Origin of the sequence: Thalassobaculum litoreum DSM 18839, assembly GCF_900102465.1 — a bacterium.
Taxonomy (GTDB): Bacteria; Pseudomonadota; Alphaproteobacteria; order Thalassobaculales; family Thalassobaculaceae; genus Thalassobaculum; species Thalassobaculum litoreum.
In genome coordinates this window covers 268,405-283,462 of record NZ_FNBW01000005.1, presented here as the reverse complement: position 1 = coordinate 283,462, position 15,058 = coordinate 268,405, and the positions used below count along the sequence as shown (strand labels likewise).

At 66.6% G+C, this 15,058-nt stretch carries 13 protein-coding genes; 5 read left to right on the top strand and 8 right to left on the bottom strand.

The window, feature by feature from the left end; translation table 11 throughout:
* Positions 1-36 precede the first annotated feature (36 nt).
* The 4 genes from BLS34_RS10080 to BLS34_RS10065 all read left to right on the top strand — a co-directional run bounded on the left by BLS34_RS10080 (position 37) and on the right by BLS34_RS10065 (position 3,073).
* Positions 37-453, top strand: coding sequence for a DUF3830 family protein (locus tag BLS34_RS10080; RefSeq protein WP_093150048.1), 417 nt, complete (start codon positions 37-39; stop codon positions 451-453).
* Positions 408-1,136, top strand: coding sequence for an aspartate/glutamate racemase family protein (locus BLS34_RS10075; protein WP_139189216.1), 729 nt, complete (start codon positions 408-410; stop codon positions 1,134-1,136). Before BLS34_RS10080 ends, BLS34_RS10075 begins: the two co-directional genes overlap by 46 nt.
* Complete coding sequence (locus BLS34_RS10070; RefSeq protein ID WP_093150043.1) at positions 1,133-2,041, top strand: polysaccharide deacetylase family protein; 909 nt, start codon at positions 1,133-1,135, stop codon at positions 2,039-2,041. The genes BLS34_RS10075 and BLS34_RS10070 overlap by 4 nt, the downstream gene beginning before the upstream one ends.
* A 126-nt stretch (positions 2,042-2,167) precedes the next feature.
* Positions 2,168-3,073, top strand: coding sequence for a PRC-barrel domain-containing protein (locus BLS34_RS10065; protein ID WP_093150042.1), 906 nt, complete (start codon positions 2,168-2,170; stop codon positions 3,071-3,073).
* 77 nt (positions 3,074-3,150) lie between these two features.
* Here BLS34_RS10065 and BLS34_RS10060 read toward each other — a convergent pair whose 3' ends face one another.
* From BLS34_RS10060 to hmgA, 5 genes are all read right to left on the bottom strand, one after another.
* Entirely contained in the window at positions 3,151-4,455 is a 1,305-nt protein-coding gene (locus BLS34_RS10060; RefSeq protein WP_028792655.1) for a TRAP transporter large permease, read from the bottom strand.
* Complete coding sequence (locus tag BLS34_RS10055) at positions 4,455-5,009, bottom strand: TRAP transporter small permease (protein ID WP_093150039.1); 555 nt, start codon at positions 5,007-5,009, stop codon at positions 4,455-4,457. Before BLS34_RS10055 ends, BLS34_RS10060 begins: the two co-directional genes overlap by 1 nt.
* Positions 5,010-5,087: 78 nt before the next feature.
* Complete coding sequence (locus BLS34_RS10050; protein WP_028792656.1) at positions 5,088-6,068, bottom strand: TRAP transporter substrate-binding protein; 981 nt, start codon at positions 6,066-6,068, stop codon at positions 5,088-5,090.
* Between the two features lie 322 nt (positions 6,069-6,390).
* Positions 6,391-7,062, bottom strand: coding sequence for a PAS domain-containing protein (locus tag BLS34_RS10045; protein ID WP_093150037.1), 672 nt, complete (start codon positions 7,060-7,062; stop codon positions 6,391-6,393).
* A gap of 5 nt (positions 7,063-7,067) precedes the next feature.
* Positions 7,068-8,438, bottom strand: a complete 1,371-nt coding sequence (hmgA, locus tag BLS34_RS10040) for a homogentisate 1,2-dioxygenase (protein ID WP_093150035.1) — start codon at positions 8,436-8,438, stop codon at positions 7,068-7,070.
* A gap of 258 nt (positions 8,439-8,696) precedes the next feature.
* On the opposite strand from hmgA, the gene BLS34_RS25345 reads away from it, so the two are divergent.
* Positions 8,697-9,071 carry a hypothetical protein gene (locus BLS34_RS25345; RefSeq protein ID WP_139189214.1) on the top strand — a complete coding sequence of 125 codons (375 nt, stop codon included), beginning with the start codon at positions 8,697-8,699 and terminating at the stop codon, positions 9,069-9,071.
* Between the two features lie 109 nt (positions 9,072-9,180).
* Here BLS34_RS25345 and BLS34_RS10035 read toward each other — a convergent pair whose 3' ends face one another.
* From BLS34_RS10035 to BLS34_RS10025, 3 genes are all read right to left on the bottom strand, one after another.
* Positions 9,181-11,571 carry a transketolase gene (locus tag BLS34_RS10035; RefSeq protein ID WP_038012987.1) on the bottom strand — a complete coding sequence of 797 codons (2,391 nt, stop codon included), beginning with the start codon at positions 11,569-11,571 and terminating at the stop codon, positions 9,181-9,183.
* 74 nt (positions 11,572-11,645) lie between these two features.
* A complete protein-coding gene (locus BLS34_RS10030) occupies positions 11,646-12,977 on the bottom strand; it encodes an OmpP1/FadL family transporter (RefSeq protein WP_093150033.1) in 1,332 nt (443 codons plus the stop codon).
* A 111-nt stretch (positions 12,978-13,088) separates the two neighbouring features.
* Positions 13,089-14,927 (bottom strand): ABCB family ABC transporter ATP-binding protein/permease, encoded by a 1,839-nt coding sequence (locus tag BLS34_RS10025; protein WP_093150031.1) that lies wholly within the window; start codon positions 14,925-14,927, stop codon positions 13,089-13,091.
* Between the last annotated feature and the right edge of the window lie 131 nt (positions 14,928-15,058).

The following is a 15,058-nucleotide window of genomic DNA, read 5'->3' as shown; positions in this document are numbered from 1 at the left end:
TGTCGTCAGACCCGTCACAACCTCCGGACACCGCCCATGCCGCGCGCCCTCACCGTCACCGCCGGACCGCTCACCTTCGACGCCAGGTTCGAGGAGGACGCCGCCCCCAAGACCGTCGCCGCGTTCCGCGCCCAGATGCCGTTCGTGAGCAAGGCGGTGCATGTCCGCTGGAGCGGCGAAGGCGTCTGGCTGCCCCTGGGCGACCTGCAGTTCGGCGTCGGCTACGAGAACCACACCAGTTACCCGGCCCCGGGCCAGATCCTGCTCTATCCGGGCGGCATCAGCGAGACCGAGATCCTGCTGGCCTATGGCGGCGTGCACTTCGCCTCGAAGATGGGCCAGCTTGCCGGCAACCATTTCATCACCCTCACCTCGGGCCTGGAGAATCTGGCCGAGCTCGGCCGCCTGTGCCTGTGGGAAGGGGCGCAGCCGATCACCTTCGAGGAGCGCTGACCCTGTCCGCCATCGATGAAGGCCCCGGCCACAGCATCCTGCTGCTGAACCCGAACAGCACCCGGGCCAGCACCGACCTGATGGGCGCCTTCGCCCAGGAAGCGCTCGGCCCCGGCTGGACGGTCCGGCTGAAGACCAACGAGGACGCGCCGCCGATCATCACGGACGTGGCCGGCGCGGAGCGGGCGTCCGCCTCGCTGCTGACGCTGTTCCGCGACGGGCTCGACCCGTGCGAGGGGGTGATCCTGTCGGCCTTCCTGGATCCGGGTCTGGAGGATCTGCGGGCCATGCTCGATGTGCCGGTGGTCGGCATCGCCGAGGCCGCCATGCAGGCCGCCGGCCGCCATGGCCGCTTCGCCATCCTGTCGACCACGCCGGACCTGAACGCGCATCTGCGGGCGCTCGCCGTGGTCTATGGCGAGGGCGAGAGGCTGGTCGACATCCTGCGCATCAAGGGCGACCCCTATAAGGTCATGGGCGATCCGGATCTGCTGATGGCGACCCTGCGGGAGATGCTGACCGAGGCGACGGAGACGCTGGAGGTCGACGCGGTGATCGTCGGTGGCGGTCCCCTGGCCAAGGCCGCCCGCGCCCTGGGGGCGGAGGCCAGCCTGCCGATCGTGGAACCGGTACCCGCCGCCGCCCTCGCCCTCAAGGCGCTGATCGAGACCGACGGTCCATGAGCCGCGACCTCAGGGGATACGGAGGCAACCCGCCGCATCCGCACTGGCCGGGCGACGCCCGGCTGGCCGTGTCGTTCGTGGTCAACGTGGAGGAAGGCGCCGAGCTCTCCGTCTCGCTGGGCGACGAGCGCAACGAGGCGGTCTACGAGATCGTCGAGGAAGTGGTCGGTGTGCCCGATCCGGCCAAGGACACCCATTTCGACTACGGCACCCGCGCCGGCTATTGGCGGATCATGGAGCTGTTCGACCGATACGGGGCCAAGGCGCAGATGAACTGTTGCGCGCGCGCCCTCACCCTGTCGCCCTGGCTCGCCCAAGACATGGCCTGGCGCGGCCACGAGATCGCCTGCCACTCCTACCGCTGGGAGCGGCACGCCAATATGGACGAGGACCATGAGCGTGCCGTGATAGCCCGCTGCGTGGACGAGATCCGCGCCGCCGCCGGGGTGCGGCCGGTCGGCTGGCACACCCGCTCCGCCGCCAGCCCCAACACCCGCCGGCTGCTGGTCGAGGAAGGCGGCTTCCTCTACGACAGCGACCATTACGGCGACGACCTGCCGATGATCCTGACGGTCGAAGATCGCCCCCACGTGGTCCTGCCTTATGCCTTCGACACCAACGACATGCGGTTCCAGCGCGGCGGCGGGTTCCATTTCGCCGAGGATTTCGCCCGCTACTGCTGCGACGCCATCGACTGGCTGTGGGAGGAAGGGCGCACTGCCCCGAAGATGCTCTCCATCGGTCTGCATCTGCGGATCATCGGGCGTCCCGGCCGGATCGCCGGCCTTGCCCGGGTGCTGGAGCACATCGCCGCGAAGGGCGGCATCTGGATCGCCCGGCGCGACGAGATCGCCCGGCACTGGCGTGCCCTGAATGGCCTGCCGGAGACCTTCGACACAGCGTAACCTCGGCCGACATCAGACGCGTATTTTGTGTCAGTGCCGACAGCGAACGCCAAGGAACTGCCCTCCCTCACTGCCGTTGGTTAGGCATGCGGTCACCCACGCCGCCCAACGTATTGAGGGAAGAAAATGATCAAGAAGATGCTCGCCACCACGGCGCTCGTCGCATTGATGTCGGGCCCGGCGATCGCTGCGTCGACCGACGCTCAGACCAACATGCGCTTCGACTCCGTCGACACGATCGGTGCCAAGCAGGTCCGCGGCTACCTCGCGTCCAACCTGATGGGTCACTCCGTCTACGCCTCCACGGCCGACGACGCCGACCGGATCGGCGAGATCGACGACGCCGTCGTCAGCGAGGACGGCTCGATCAAGGCCGTGATCATCGGCGTCGGCGGTTTCCTCGGCATGGGGGACAAGGACGTGGCCGTCGATTTCACCCGTCTCTCCTTCGAGAAGACCGGCGACAACGAGTACCGTCTGGTCTCGGCGCTGACCAAGGAAGAGCTTGAGAAGGCTGGTGCCTACGAGGCCCCGGAGCGCTCTTCGGCGATGGACGGCAAGATCGACAAGGAGCCGATGAAGAAGGAGTCGACGGCCAACAACGTGCCGGCGACCTCGACCGTCGCCGCGGTGGATAAGGACGCCACCACGACGGCCACGACCCCGGAGAACACCCGCGAGTCCTTCATGGAGGGCCGCTCCAAGCTCAGCTCCGAGAAGATCGAGGCCACCACCCTCGACGGTGCCTGGGCCTATGACAGCAACTACAACCGCATCGGCGAGGTCGGCGACGTGCTGATGACGGCCGACGGCAAGATCGACGCCATGGTGATCGATGTCGGCGGCTTCCTCGGTCTCGGCGAAAAGCCGGTCGCGATGGCCTTCCAGGACGTCGAGCTGTACCGCAACGAGTCCGACGAGATCTCGGTGATCGTCCCCTATACCGAGGAGCAGCTCGACGGGGCGACGGCCTATGACGCCGGCACTTATGCCGAGAAGTCCGACGGCATGCTGCTGACCCCGATGAACTGACCGACGCTCCAGTCGGATGCAGAAAGGCCCGCGCTCCGGCGCGGGCCTTTTTCGTCGTCAGGGGCGATGCCGACGGCCTACTTGCTGAGCATGAACTGCACCGGCGCCAGCACGATCTCCGGCACCAGGGTGATGATCAGGATACCCAGCAGCATCAGGGCGAAGAACGGCATCGCCGCCTTCGTCACCTTCAGGATGTCGCGCCCGGTCATCCCCTGCAGGACGAACAGGTTGAAGCCGACCGGCGGGGTGATCTGCGCCATCTCCACCACGATGACGGTGAAGATGCCGAACCACAGCAGGTCGATCCCCGCCTTCTCCACCATCGGCAGCACCACCGCCGCCGTCAGCACCATCATCGACACGCCGTCGAGGAAGCAGCCGAGGAAGATGTAGAGCACCGTCAGCAGGGCGATCAGCGCGAAGGGCGACAGGTTCCAGGCGTCCACGTAGCCGGCCAGCACGCGAGGCACGCCGGTGAAGCCCATGGCGATCGACAGGAACGCCGCCCCCGCCAGGATGAAGGCGATCATGCAGGAGGTCCGCACCGCCCCCATCAGGCTCTCCATGAAGGAGTCCCAGGTGAGCGACCGGCTGACCGCCGCCAGCACCAGGGCGCCGATCACGCCGATGGTCGCCGCCTCGGTCGGGGTGGCGAAGCCGCCGTAGATCGAGCCGAGCACGACGAAGATCAGCCCCATCACCGGGATCAGGAAGCGCGAGGCCCAGAGCTTCTCTCCGAAGCTCAGATGCCGGTCCGGCTTCGGCGCCAGGCTGGGATTGAGCGATGAGCGGATCGCCACATAGGTCATGAAGATGGCGATGATCATGACGCCGGGCACGATGCCGGCGATGAACAGCCGAGAGATGGAGACCTGGGCGACCACGCCATAGACGATCAGCATGATCGAGGGCGGGATCAGCAGACCCAGGGTACCCGACCCGGCCAGCGTGCCGATGGCCAGTCCCTCGTCATAGCCGCGCTTGCGCAGCTCGGGCATGGACATGCGGCCGACCGTGGCGCAGGTGACCGCGCTGGAGCCGGCGACCGCGGCCATGACGCCGCAGCCCAGGATGTTGACGTGCAGCAGCCCGCCCGGCAGGCGCGAGGTCCAGGGGGCGAGCCCGGTGAACATGTCCGACGACAGCCGCGTGCGGAACAGGATCTCGCCCATCCACACGAACAGCGGCAGCGCGGTCAGCGCCCAGTTCCAGCTCGCGTCCCAAACCGTGCTTGCCAACAGCGTGCCCGCCGGCGCCGGCGAGAACACCCCGAGCGCCACATAGCCGACCGCGATCAGCGTCGGCGCCACCCACAGCCCCGAGGCCAGCAGCGCCAGCAGCAGGACGAAGAGAATGAGCGAAATGACTCCGGCGTCCATCAGCCGCGCTCCCGGTCCAGAACGGCGGGGGTGTCGTCATGGGCCTCGTAGGCCTGCATGTCGTTCTCCACATAACTCGGCGTCTTGCCCATGAGCACGCAGACGATCTCGTCGAGCAGGGCGATCAGCAGGATCAGCGACCCGACCGCCATGGCCGAGCGCGGGATCCAGAAGGGAATGGCCAGCAGGCCCGGGCTGATGTCGTTGAACTTGAACGAAAAATAGACCAGGTCGAAGGACCAGTAGGTCATGAAGCCCATGATCACGATGAACGCCGCGAGGCTCCACAGATGGATCAGCCGGTCGACCATGCCGGTCGCCAGCCGGGTGACCAGCGTCACGCGGATATGAGCACCGTGGCGGAAGGTGTAGGCCAGGCCGAGAAAGGTCGAGGCGGCCAGGCAGAAGCCGGCGCTTTCGGTCGAGTCGACGACGATGACCTTCGGGAAGAAGCGGGCGACGACCTGGGCGATGATGGTCGCGGCGATCCCGACGAGGAAGATCGCGGACAGATACCCGCTCCAGAGATAGAGCCGGTCGAGAGCTTGGCGCATGGCGCGCGTCCTGCTGGTGGGTTTCCGGATAATAGAAAAGCCGCCGGCCCCGTGGGGAGCCGGCGGCGGCGGTCTGCCTTACTGCAGGGCCAGGTAGCGGTCGAGGATCGCGGCCGCCTCGGGGCTCGCGTCCTTGCGCCAGGTCTCCATCATCTTCAGGCCGATGGTCTTCATCTTCTCGATCACGGCCGGCGGCGCGCTGGCGGTCGTCATGCCGTTCTCCGCCAGCGTCTTCATCTGTGCGGCGGTGGTCTGCGCGCTCATCTCCCAGCCACGCAGCTCGGCCTTCTCGGCGGCCTTCAGGATGGCCATCTGCTCCTCGACCGGCAGGGCCGAGAAGAAGGACTCGTTCACCACCACGGCGTTCTTCGAGAAGATCGCGCCGGCATAGGTGAAGTTCGAGGTGTTGTCCCAGGCCTGGATGTCGATACCGGTCTGCGGGCTGGTGAACAGCGCCTCGATCAGGCCGGTGGAGAACGCCTGCGGGATCTCGGCAAATGGCAGGATGGTGGCGTCGAAGCCGAGCATCTGGCCCATCTCCTGGGTCGCCGTGGAGTAGATCCGCAGCTTCTTGCCGGAGAAGTCCTCAACGCTGGTCACCGGGAACTTGGTGTAGAAGCCCTGACCCGGCCACGGCGAATAGTACAGGATGCGCAGGCCCTGCTCGGCGAAGATCTTGTCGAAATACTCCTTCTGCAGGTCCTTCAGCAGCCAGGCCTCGGTGTAGTCGGCGGCGATGAAGGGCAGGCCGGCGAGGACGTACATCGGGTCCTCGTTGCCATAGACGCCGAGACGGATCTCGCCGATCGGGATCTGGCCACGCTGCAGCGCCGTCTTGATGGCGTCGAGCTTGATCAGCGTGTCATTTGAGTTGAGCTGAATCTTCAGCGAGGTGGAGGCCTCCACCTCCTCGATGAACGTCTGGATGTTCTGGGTGTGGAAGTTGCTGTCCGGATAACCGGACGCCATGATCCAGTCCGCCGCGGAGGCCGAGCCGGCCGTCAGGGCGATGGAGGCGCCGACCACCGCCGACATCACCGTGTTCCTCAAGATCCCCATATTTCTCTCTCCTGAATGTCCATTGTCCCGACCTCGCGGCCGGACGTTTCGTCACGTCATGCGGTTGGGTCCCTCCCGTCCCCTGGTGCCGGACCGGCATTGCGGGAGAGCGCATAGGCACATCTCGCAAGTGCAAAAACGGGACCACCCCGCCGACCGGCGGCTTCCGGCAGGTGACGAACCGTTCAACGGACGGGAACCCCCATGTCGTGCTCACCGAATGGACATTTCATGCCTCATATCCAGGCACTCAATTCGGTCCGTCAGGGCAGGTCAGGCGGGTTTTTGAGGCGGGCTATTCGGGCGGGCTATTCGGGCGCGATCAGTAGTCCGGCGTGAAATCCGTGACCGGGCAATCGGGCAGGACATCCTCGATGGTTTCGCCCAGATCGATCTTCATGTGGGTCGAGATCACATGGGTCAGCCCCTCGCCGTCGGAGAACGGCAGGTCCAGGCCGAGGACCTTGATATGCGCCAGGCCGTGCTGGGACAGGAACCCGCAGGCCAGTCCGATGAAGGGCTCGCGGTCCATCTCCGCGAAATACTGGATCTCGGTCATCCGCCAGAGATCCGGGTTGGACGAGAGCTCGCCCAGGGTGCGGTTGGTGTAGTCGACCCGCCACCACTCCACCAGCTTCACCCCCCATAGGGTGAAGCGCAGGTTGAACGGCTCGCGCTCCACCTTGGCGATGAAGATGCGGCCGAGCCAGTCGGCGAAGTCCTCGAACTGAAAGTCGTCGCGCCGCGGCAGGACCTCGCCGCGGCGGATGCGCAGGCGCCACTGGGCCACCAGACCGCGAAACGGGCCGAACCGCATGAAATCCGTGTCGATCGGGCACATGGCATAGCGCCAGTCGACCGGCGTGCTGCTCTCCCGGGCGACCGCGCCGAAGGTCGCCCGCCTCGACTCGGCGCGCGCATCCTGCCCATCGTCATTCCCGTCGCCGGTCGGACGGAAGCCGACGACCGGCAGGCGCTGCGATCGTTCAGACAAGGTCCCTATTCCCCGTTCCAGACCGGTCGGGCCGGATCGAAATGGTTACGCAGACCCTGCCAGCAGTCCGGATACTTGACCTGCAGAGTCGGCAGACCCGCCGCGTAGCGGGTGAGCTGCTGCGGAAAGCGGGTCTCGAACATGAAGGCCAGCGTGTTGTCGAGTTTCTGCGGTGTCAGTTCCTTGAGGGAGGCGCCGTAGAACGCTTCGGCATCGGGACCGTGCGGCAGCATCATGTTGTGCAGCGACATGCCGCCCGGCACGAAGCCCTGGGGCTTGGCGTCGTAGACGCCCTCGATCAGCCCCATGAACTCGCTCATCACGTTCATGTGGTACCAGGGCGGCCGAAAACTGTCCTCGGCCACCAGCCAACGCGGCGGGAAGATGACGAAGTCGATATTCGCGGTGCCCGGCGTGCCGGAGGGCGCCGTCAGCACCGTGAAGATCGACGGGTCGGCATGATCGTTCAGGATCGGCCCGACCGGCGAGAAGTGGCGCAGGTTATATTTGTAGGGCGTGTAATTGCCGTGCCAGGCGACCACGTCCAGCGGCGAGTGATCGATCTCGCAGGCGTTGAAGGTTCCGCCCCATTTGACGACGACCCGGTGGGCCTCGCCGTCGCGCTGTTCGTAGGCCGCAACGGGCGACAGGAAGTCGCGGCGGTTGGCGAGGCAGTTGGCGCCGATCGGCCCGCGTTCCGGACAGGTGAAATGGTCGCCGTAATTCTCGCAGATATAGCCGCGCGCCTGATCCTCTCCGGCGAGCAAGACCTTGACCTTGATGCCGCGCGGCAGCACGGCGATCTCGCCCGGCGCGATGTCGATCACGCCCATCTCGGTGAAGAAGCGCAGCGCCCCGACCTCCGGCACCACCAGCATCTCGCCGTCGGCGTTCCAGAACACCTCGCTCTCCATGCTCTCGGTGACGGCGTAGGTGTGGATCGCGAAGCCGGTCTGGGTATGCACGTCGCCGCCGGTGGAGATCGTGCGCATGCCGGTCAGGAAGGTGCCGGCATCGGCCGGAATCGGGGCCGGGTCCCAGCGCATCGGCGCCAGCGGCAGATCGCTCTCGCCCACGGTGGGCGCGGAGCGCCAGTGCGGCAGGTCGATCCGCGCCATGTCGCCGATATGCTGCACCGTCGGCCGCATGCGGTAGAGCCAGGAGCGCTTGTTGGTCTCACGCGGGGCGGTGAAGGGCGTGCCCGAAAGCTGCTCGGCATAGAGCCCGTAGGGGCAGCGCTGCGGCGAGTTCTGGCCGATCGGCAGCGCGCCCTCGAGCGCCTCGGTCTCGAAGTCGTTGCCGAAGCCGGGCATATAGCCTTCGTTGTATTTCGCCCGGCTGGCGGCGCGGAAAATTCGGGTCGATTGCTCGTTCATGGCGCCCTCCTGGGGGGTGCGGTGCGAACCAGAATACGGGCGGATCATTCCAACGCCGCGGCGGTCGCAGAGCAAGAAGATAGTTCCGCGCGCTCTGCCCGATGCCGCCGGCCGCCGGGGTTTCGCCCTCTCTCGCTCCATATGGCACGGGAGCCCAGAGGCTGCTAGGCTTTCGCGCGTCGATTGCGGGGCGTATCTGATGAACGCAGCGGCAGCCCGCGGCAACTGCCGACCCCCTTCGGCCCCCAGGGTTCGGACATGAGCAGGGCGCTCTCCGGCCGGCTGATGGAGGATATCGACATCTGGGCCTTCTATGCCCCCAACATCACCCCCGATATGGAGGCCGGGATCGACGGCTGGAGCGATGCGGAACTCGTCCGGGCGGTGCGCGGGGGCGTGAGCAAGGACGGCCGCAGGCTGGATGTGCTTCGGGTATTATGCGCACATTTCCGACGGCGACATGGCGGCGATCATCGCCCATCTGCAATTCCTGGCGGAGAAGTGAGGGCGCGCAGGCGCTATCATCCTGAAGCCCTCACGGCCTGCCGACCGCCCTGCCCGCAAATCCGGCACTTGTTCGTCATCCTGGCGAAAGTCAGAATACTCGCGGCTTCGGATGGGCAAACGGCCTGATCCGGAGGGCGGCCGGGACCCGGAGACTCGGCCGGGTCACGGTCCCGGTCTCGCCCCGGAACGGGTCCGGGGACGAACCGGGATGACGGGATGGGGGGAAACTAGCTCCTCACCGCCCCAGACACGCCGTCGCGGCCATATCCACGATCGACGCCGTGTCGATGCCGTAATGGGCGTAGACGTCGGGGATGTCGCCGGACTGGCCGAAGCCGGTCACACCCAGCGGGTAGACCCGCCGCCCGGTCGCCGAGCCGAGCCAGCTCAGGGTCGCCGGGTGGCCGTCCTGGGCCGTCACCAGGGACGCGCCCGGCGCCAGCTTCGACAGCACCTTCTCCACATGACTGGAACCAGGTCCGCTGCCGTTGCGGCCGCGCAGGCTCTTCTGCCAGCCGTGATAAAGCCGGTCGACCGACGGCACCGCCAGCACGCCCAGGCCCGGAATGTCGTCGGCCATCTCCGCGTAGGCCGCCAGCACCTCCGGGGCGACGGCCCCGCTATAGACCAGCGCCAGCTCGGCCTCCGGCCCCGGCTCCACCTGCCAGTACGCACCGGCCAGGATGTCGGCCACCGTGGCGTCGTCCAACTTGCGGTCAGGCTGCTCCAGGGAGCGGGTGGACAGCCGCAGATAGACCGAGCCGCCGTCATCGGCCTGCATGAACTCGAAACCCCAGCGCATGATCTGCGCCAGCTCGTCCGCATAGGCCGGCTCGAAGCTGGTGAGGCCGGGCTGGCCGAGACCGATCAGCGGGGTGGAGATCGACTGGTGCGCCCCGCCCTCCGGCGCCAGGGTCACGCCCGACGGGGTGGCGACCAGCATGAACCGGGCGTCCTGGTAGCAGGCGTAGTTCAACGCATCGAGGCCGCGGGCGATGAACGGGTCGTACAGGGTACCCACCGGCAGCAGTCTTGTGCCGAACAGCGGCCCGGATAGGCCGAGCGACGCCAGCAGGATGAACAGGTTGTTCTCGGCGATGCCCAGCTCCATGTGCTGGCCGCCGCCGTGGCGCATCCATTTCTGCGCCGAGGCCACCTGCTCCTGGCGGAACACGTCGTTGCGCACGTCGAGGGAGAAGATGCCGCGCTGGTTCACCCAGGCGCCGAGATTGGTCGATACCGTCACGTCCGGCGAGGTGGTGACGATGCGCGAGGCCAGGGCCGAGTTGCCGCGCGACAGCTCGTGCAGCACCGAGCCGAAGGCCATCTGGGTGGAGATCGTCTTCTGGCCGCGGATCGGCAGGACCGATGGGATCTCCACCTTGTCGGCCTTGTGGATGCGCGAGCCGGGGGCGTTGAAGTCCACCACCTGCACGAACTCGCGCAGGGTGCCTTCGTCCATGCCGGCGCGGGCGAACGGTTCCCACTCCTCGCCGTCCTCGATGCCGTGATCGGCCTTGAACCGGGCCATCTGGTCGGGGGTCATCAGGCCGGAGTGGTTGTCCTTATGGCCGGCCAGCGGCGTGTTGTAGCCTTTGACCGTATAGGCGATGAAGCAGCGTGGCCGGTCGTCGTTCACACCGTGGAACGCCTCCAGCACCGCCTCCATGTCCTGGCCGGCCAGGTTGGTCATCAGCTTGTGCAGCTCGACGTCGTCATGGTCGTCCAGGATCGCCTTGATGCCGGTGACGCCGCGCAGATCCTTCTTCAGGTGGTCGCGCCACACGCCCGCCTCGCCCGACCCGCCCTTGAAGGTCAGGGCCGAGTAGAGGTCGTTCGGGCATTCGTCGATCCAGTTGCGCAGGGTATCGCCGCCGGGCTGGGCGAAGACCCGCTCCAGCCGCTTGCCGTATTTCAGCATGACGACTTCCCAGTCGACCGTGCCGAAGAACTGGCGGATCTTCTGGAACAGCCCGTCGGAGACCACGCCGTCCAGGCTCTGGCGGTTGTAGTCGATCACCCACCACAGGTTCCGGACGTCGTATTTCCAGCCCTCCAGCATCGCCTCGTAGACGTTGCCCTCGTCGAGCTCCGCGTCGCCGACCAGGGCCACCATGCGGCCGGGGCTTTCGCCCACCCGCTCCGGATCCTGGACCAGGTGCTGCATGCGCACATAGTCCTGCACCATGGAGGAGAACAGGGTCATCGCCACGCCGAGGCCGACCGAGCCGGTCGAGAAGTCGACCTCGTCGGCGTCCTTGGTGCGCGACGGATAGGACTGCGCCCCGCCATAGCCGCGGAACCGCTGGAGCTGGTCCACCGACTGGCGGCCCATCATGTACTGGATGGCGTGGAAGACCGGGCTGGCATGCGGCTTCACCGCGACCCGGTCCTGCGGGCGCAGCACGTCGAAATACAGCGCGCTCATGATGGTGTTGAGCGAAGCGCAGGACGCCTGGTGGCCGCCGACCTTCAGCCCGTCGCGGCTGTCGCGGATATGGTTGGCGTTGTGGATCGTCCACATCGCCAGCCACAGCACCTTGCGTTCCAGCGCCGTCATGATCTCGAGCTTCTGGGGGTCGATGAGACCGCCGCTGGGGACCGCGTTCGCTGCCCGCTTCGCCATGTCGATACCTTTCCACCGGTTCACGCCCCCGTTCTACCAAGGGGACGCAGACCCGTCGATGTCAGGAAATTGCGTCAGAAGCGCAGAGTCGCTCCGACGGTGAGGATGTCGATGGAGCCTTCGTAGGTGCCCCGCAGGGTGCCGGCCGCGGCACTCGACTCGTCCAGGGCGGCGCTATCCACGAAGATGTGCGTGTAGCCCGCAGAGATCTTCCAGCGATCGTCCACCTGGTAGTCGGCGCCGACGGCCAGCCAATACCGGTCCTGATCGGGTATCCGGGCGGTGCGGAAGTTGGCATCGACCGGGCTCTGATCGTAGGCCACGCCGGTGCGCAGCGTCCAATTGTCGTCGGGACGCCAGGTGGCGCCGAGCGAGACGAAGAAGGTGTCGTTCCAGTTCTCCCGCGTCACACTGTCCGCCTGGGCCGCATTGTCGAACTCAATACGCAGCTCCTCGAACCGGTGCCACGCCGTCCAGACCACGTCGCCCATCACGGCGACCTCGTCGGTGATTTCGTGATGCAGGCTGAGACCGATGGTCTCGGGCAAGGTGACCGTGCTGGAAATGTCGCTGTCGGTGAAGGCTCCCGTCGCGGTGAGGGCGCGGGCGCTGTCAGGCACGTCGAAATCCGCATCGCCCTGGACGCTGACCTTGGTCTGGCTGCGCCAGGACAGGCCGATCCGCGTGCCTTTCATCGGCTCGTAGAGCAGGCCGGCGGTCGCCCCCATCGACCAGTCGTCCCCGGATATGTCCACCTTACCGTCGGCCTGCTGCGGCAAGGCGCCGAGAGCGGAGCAGCTGCCCGCCCCGAGCGCACCCACGCAGATCGTGCCGAAGTCGATGGCATTGGTCAGCCGGGCGCGGGCGTAATTGACATATGGTCCGCCGCCGATACTGAGCTTGTCGCTGAGCTTCAGCGACGCCACGCCGGTGATGGAGACGGTTTCCAGATCCGAGGTGATGGCGTGGTACCGTCCGGCCCAGTCGTCCTCGTAGGAGGTCCGCAGCCCGAACGGCACGTTGATGGCCAGGCCGACATTGACCTGATCGTTCACCGGCGCCACCAGATAGGCGCTTGGCACGGCCGCCAGGCTACCGGCGTCGCCGCCTTCGCCACCGGACATGGTCCCCCCGGTGCCATCGGTCGCCGACGCAATACCCAGCTTGGCAGTCGGCTTGATGGCGGCCACCCCGGCCATGGCCTGCGGGTTCTTGAACAACGCGATGCCGGCAGGATTGTAGAACATGATGGACGCATCGTCGCCAGACGCGCCGGCCCCCGCGAAGGCATTGCCGAGCTTGCTGGAACTCTGTTCCTTGAGCTGGAAACCGGAAGCCAGGACAACATCCGCCGCCGTCAGGGACCCTCCCACGACGCTGCACGCAACGATGAGCGACATACGCATCCCGCATTCCCCCCACTCACCTGCCAGGATTCAGCCCCGGTCGTTTATGCCTTGAGTGTAGGGCACGTGTCGAAAATGTGAAGCCGCCTCCCGGCGACGGCCGCGCTGCCGTCAGCCGGTGGCGACGACCTCCTCCGTCCGGGTGGGCGCAGCCTCGTCCTCGCGGGTCTCCTGCTGGCGGCGCCACATGGCGGCGTAGGCGCCGTCGCGGGACAGCAGCTCGCCGTGGCGGCCGCGCTCGACGATCCGGCCCGCCTCCAGCACAAGGATCTGGTCGGCATCGACGATGGTCGACAGGCGGTGGGCGATGACCAGGGTGGTGCGGCCGCGCGACACCTCGCGCAGACTCTGCTGGATCGCCCGCTCCGTGTGGCTGTCCAGCGCCGAGGTCGCCTCGTCGAACACGTAGATCCGCGGCTCCTTCAGGATCGTGCGGGCGATGGCGACGCGCTGCTTCTCGCCGCCGGACAGCTTGAGGCCGCGCTCGCCGACCGCCGACTGGTAGCCGTCGGGCAGGCTCATGATGAAGTCGTGGATGCTGGCGTGGCGGGCGGCGGCCTCGACCTCCGACGGCGAGGCCCCGGGCCGGCCATAGGCGATGTTGTAGTAGATCGTGTCGTTGAACAGCACCGTGTCCTGAGGAACGATGCCGAGCGCGGCCCGCACGCTCTGCTGGGTGACGTCGCGGATATCCTCGCCGTCGATCCGTACCGCCCCGCCGGTCACGTCGTAGAACCGGAACAGCAGCCGCGAGATCGTCGACTTGCCCGCCCCGCTCGGCCCGACGATGGCCACTGTCTGACCCGGCTCGACGCTGAAGGAGATGCCCTGCAGGATCTGGCGATCCTCGCGATAGGCGAAGCGCACGTCCTCGAAGTCGACACGGCCGGGTCCCTGACCCAGGGCGGCGGCGTCCGGCTTGTCCGCGACCTCGCGCCGAACGTCGAGCAGGCGGAACATCGCCTCCATATCGGCCAGGGACTGCTTCATCTCGCGGTAGACGAAGCCGAGGAAGTTCAGCGGCAGGAAGAGCTGGATCAGGTAGGTGTTCACCATCACGAAGTCGCCGACCGACATCGCCCCGGCCTTCACCCCGTAACCGGCCATCGACATCAGGGCGATCAGGCCGCCGGCGATGATGAAGCCCTGGCCGACGTTGAGCAGCGACAGCGAACTGCGCGAGGCGACGGCCGCATCCTCGTAGCGCCGCAGGGAGCCGTCGTAGCGGTCCGCCTCGTGCTGCTCGTTGCCGAAGTACTTCACCGTCTCGAAGTTCAGCAGGCTGTCGACCGCACGGGTATTCGCGGTCTGATCCTGTTCGTTCATCCGCCGACGGAACTTCAGACGCCATTCGGTCACGAACATCGTGAAGGCGATGTAGCCGGCGATCGTCACGAAGGTGACCACCGCGTACCAGACGTCGAAGAAGTACCAGAGAATGCCGCAGACCATGGCGATCTCGATCAGCGTCGGCAGGATGCTGAACAGCATGAACGAGAGCAGGAATTCGATGCCCTTCACCCCGCGCTCGATGGCCCGCGACAGCCCGCCGGTCTGGCGGTCCATGTGGAAGCGCAGGGACAGGGCGTGCAGGTGCCGGAAGGTCTTCAGCGCGACGGTGCGGATCGCCCGTTGGGCCACCCGGGCGAAGAAGAACTCGCGGAACTCCCCGAACGCCTGCTGGGCGACGCGCAGCAGGCCGTAGCCGACGACGATGCCGATCAGGGCGGTAATCGCGAAGTCGGAACCGTCGGAGATCAGATCGACCGCATCCTTGTACAGGATCGGGACGTAGACCGTGGCGAGCTTGGCGATGACCAGGCACAGCACGGCCGCCACCACCCGCGCGCGGATCCCAGTCTGGCCGGGCGGCCAGAGATACGGCATCAGCGTGCGAATAGTGTTCCAGTCGCCCTTGGCCTCAGGGCGGGTATCGGCATGGGCGGACATCGGAGCTCCGGGTTTCGGTCGCTCTGCCGATATGGGGCATCGTTACCGGCTAGGCCAGGATTGTTTTCCCACTTTCTTCGAAATACGCCGGCGGTCTTGGTGATAGCCGGCTTGGCGATAAGCGGCGTGAA

Excerpts from the sequence above, each read along its gene's own strand:
- BLS34_RS10080 (WP_093150048.1), top strand. The coding sequence starts at position 37 with ATGCCGCGCGCCCTCACCGTCACCGCCGGACCGCTCACCTTCGACGCC.
- BLS34_RS10070 (WP_093150043.1), top strand. The coding sequence starts at position 1,133 with ATGAGCCGCGACCTCAGGGGATACGGAGGCAACCCGCCGCATCCGCAC.
- BLS34_RS10065 (WP_093150042.1), top strand. The coding sequence starts at position 2,168 with ATGATCAAGAAGATGCTCGCCACCACGGCGCTCGTCGCATTGATGTCG.
- BLS34_RS10060 (WP_028792655.1), bottom strand. The coding sequence starts at position 4,455 with ATGGACGCCGGAGTCATTTCGCTCATTCTCTTCGTCCTGCTGCTGGCG.
- BLS34_RS10055 (WP_093150039.1), bottom strand. The coding sequence starts at position 5,009 with ATGCGCCAAGCTCTCGACCGGCTCTATCTCTGGAGCGGGTATCTGTCC.
- BLS34_RS10050 (WP_028792656.1), bottom strand. The coding sequence starts at position 6,068 with ATGGGGATCTTGAGGAACACGGTGATGTCGGCGGTGGTCGGCGCCTCC.
- hmgA (WP_093150035.1), bottom strand. The coding sequence starts at position 8,438 with ATGAACGAGCAATCGACCCGAATTTTCCGCGCCGCCAGCCGGGCGAAA.
- BLS34_RS25345 (WP_139189214.1), top strand. The coding sequence starts at position 8,697 with ATGAGCAGGGCGCTCTCCGGCCGGCTGATGGAGGATATCGACATCTGG.
- BLS34_RS10035 (WP_038012987.1), bottom strand. The coding sequence starts at position 11,571 with ATGGCGAAGCGGGCAGCGAACGCGGTCCCCAGCGGCGGTCTCATCGAC.
- BLS34_RS10030 (WP_093150033.1), bottom strand. The coding sequence starts at position 12,977 with ATGCGTATGTCGCTCATCGTTGCGTGCAGCGTCGTGGGAGGGTCCCTG.
- BLS34_RS10025 (WP_093150031.1), bottom strand. The coding sequence starts at position 14,927 with ATGTCCGCCCATGCCGATACCCGCCCTGAGGCCAAGGGCGACTGGAAC.